1 protein-coding gene is annotated in these 3,083 nt (G+C 73.7%); it reads right to left on the bottom strand.

Annotated elements, in window-relative coordinates:
* The coding region (locus ACP4IX_RS35970; RefSeq protein WP_426558820.1) for a non-ribosomal peptide synthetase at positions 1-3,083 on the bottom strand (3,083 nt) is incomplete at both ends.

The raw sequence follows: 3,083 nt of genomic DNA, 5'->3' as shown, positions 1-3,083 counted from the left end.
CGGCTGACCAGCTGGATCGACATGATGCTGTCCCCGCCCAGCGCGAAGAACCCGTCGTCCGCGCCGACCCGCTCCACACCCAGCACCTCGGCGAACAGCGCGCAAAGGGTCCGCTCCACGGGGGTGCGCGGTGCCCGTCCTCCGCCCGTCGTGCCGGCGAAGCCGGGCACGGGCAGGGCCGCGCGGTCGAGCTTGGCGTTCGCGGTCAGCGGCAGCGCGTCGAGCAGCAGGATGTCGGAGGGGACCATGTACTCCGGCAGCCGTTCGGCGAGGCTCGCCCGGAGCGTGCCGGGGTCGGGCCGGCGGCCCGGTTCGGGGACGACGTAGCCGACGAGGTGCTTGCCGCCGGACGGCGCCCGCTGTACGAGGACCACGGCGTCGGCGACCTCGTCCTGTGCGCCGAGTACGCCCTCGATCTCGCCGAGTTCGATGCGGAAGCCGCGGATCTTGACCTGGTGGTCGGCCCGCCCGAGGAACTCCAGTACTCCGTCCGGGGTCCAGCGCACCAGGTCGCCCGTGCGGTACATGCGGGTACCGGCCGGACCGAACGGATCGGCGACGAACCGCTCCGCGGTCAGTGCGGGCCGGTGCGCGTAGCCGCGGGCCAGCGCGTCACCGGCGATGTACAGCTCGCCCACCGCGCCGGGCGGCACCGGTCGCAGCCGGCCGTCGAGGGCGTAGGCCCGCATGCCGTCACGGGAACGGCCGATGGGGACGCTGCCCGGCACCCGGGCCGCGTCCCGCATGGTGTGCTGGGTGGCGAACAGGGTGATCTCGGTCGGGCCGTAGATGTCGGTGACGTCGGTGCCCGGGCACGCGTTCAGGACGCGCCGCACGGACGCCGAGGAGACCACGTCTCCGCCGGTCAGCACCTCCCGGACCCCCTCCAGGCAGCCGGGGTCCTCCTCCGCGACCACCCGGAACAGTCCGGCGGTGAGCAGCAGCGAGGTCACGCCGTGCGTGCGGACCGTACGGGCGATGGCGGGTACGTCGAGGTCTCCGGGCGGTGCGACGACGACCTCGCCGCCGCCGAGCAGGGGCATCCACAGCTCGTAGGTGGACGGGTCGAAGCCGTACGGCGAGTGCAGCAGCACCCGGTGCGGGGATCGGTCGGCACGAGATGCGGCGCCGGTGTTCCAGCGGCGGTCGGTGGCCAGGCTCACCACTCCGCGGTGGGTGATCTCCACGCCCTTCGGCTCGCCGGTCGAGCCGGACGTGAACATCACGTAGGCGGCGCTGTCCGGCAGGACGCGCACGACGGGGGCCCGGGCGGGTTCCTCCGGACGGTCGTCGTCACCGGCCGGGACCGGGACCTCGTGCTCGATTCCGGGCAGGCCGTCGGTGGTCGTGCCGCCGTCCGTGACCGCGACGCGGCACCCGGCCAGTCGTGTCATCGAGGCGAGCCGGGCCCCCGGCAGTCTCGCGTCGAGGGGCACGTAGGCCGCTCCGGCCTTCAGCACACCCAGGATCGCCGTCACGACCTCCGGTGAACGCTCCATCAGCAGGGCGACGCGCTCCTCCGGCCGGACCCCCACGGAGAGCAGCCGCGCCGCCAGGCGGTCCGCCCGCTCGTCGAGTTCCCGGTACGTCCGCACACCGCCGTCCCAGCGGACGGCCACGGCCTCCGGCGTACGCGCCACCTGCGCCGCGAACGCCTCGACGACACTCGTCGCGGCCCTCGTCGTGTCCACGTCGACGTCGTTCCAGTCGGCCAGGACGCGGTGCCGCTCCTCGCCCGTGAGGATCTCGACGGAACCGGACGGGCGGGTGGGGTCGTCGGCGAGCGTCCGCAGCAGCGTGCGGAACCGGTCGGTGAGTGTGCGTGCGGCCTCCTCGGTGAGGAGGTGCGGCATGTAGTGGAGCCGCAGCCACAGTTCGTCGTCGCGGAGTCCGGCGGCGAGGGTCACCGGGTAGTGGGTCGCGTCGTGGACCTTCGAGCCGCTGACGGCGAGACCCGAGGAGGGGACGGACCCTTCGGCGACCGGGTAGTTCTCGAAGACGACGAGGCTGTCGAACAGTCGCGGCAGGCCCGACAGCCGGTTGATCCGGCTCAGCCCGATGTGCTGGTGGGCCATCAGCTTCGACTGGGCGGTCTGCACGCGCAGCAGGAGGTCGGCCAGCCGCTCGGCCGGGTCGAGGACGACCCGGACCGGGAGGGTGTTGATGAACAGGCCCGCCATGGACTCGATGCCGGGTATCTCCGGCGGCCGGCCGGAGACCGTCGTACCGAAGACGACGTCGTCACGGCCCGTCATGCGGGACAGCAGCAGCGCCCAGGCGCCCTGCACCAGGGTGTTGACCGTCAGGCCCCGGTCCCGCGCCAGGCGGCGCAGTGCCGTCACGGCCGGCTCCGGGAGCTCCGCGTCGATCCTGGCGGGGACACCCGGTGCCCCTGCGGTGGCTGCCGGGGTGTCCGGGGCCAGGAGGGTCGGCTCCTCCACCCCGTCGAGCTCGTCCGCCCAGGCCCGCTCGGCCGCCTGCCCGTCCTGGTCGGCGAGCCAGGAGAGGTAGTCGCTGAAGGGGGTGGACGGCGGCAGGTCCGCGCCGGTGCCGCCGGCAGTGGCGTACAGGGTGAACAGTTCCTTCGCGAGGACGGGGACCGACCAGCCGTCGAAGAGGATGTGGTGGTTCGTCAGGACGAGACGGTGCCGGGTGTCGCTCAGGCCCACGACGGTGAGGCGCATGAGCGGTGCCCGCGCCGGATCGAGGCGCTTCGCGCGCTCCTCGGCGGCGATCCGGCCGGCCTCCGCCTCCGCGTCCGCCTCGGACAGGGCGCGCAGATCGACGGTGCGCCAGGGGAGTGCGGGGTCGCGGACGACGACCTGGACGGGAACGCCGGCGACGTCGGGCACGAACGCGGCCCGCAGGTTGGCGTGCCGGCGCAGCAGCGCCGTCCACGCCTCCCGCAGGGTCGCCTCGTCCAGCCGGCCTTCCAGGTCCAGTTCGACCTGCGCGGTGTAGACGTCGGTGCCCTCGTGGTCGTAGTGGGCGTGGAAGAGCAGGCCCTCCTGGAGGGGGGAGAGCGGGAGGACGTCCTCCAGGTCCGGGTGGGCGGCCTCCAGGGCCTCCACCTGCTCCTGGGT

Source organism: Streptomyces sp. WG5 (assembly GCF_049974565.1).
In the GTDB taxonomy this organism is placed as follows: domain Bacteria; phylum Actinomycetota; class Actinomycetes; order Streptomycetales; family Streptomycetaceae; genus Streptomyces.
Note: the sequence above shows the minus strand (reverse complement) of the source record. Positions and strands in the feature narration are given on the sequence as shown.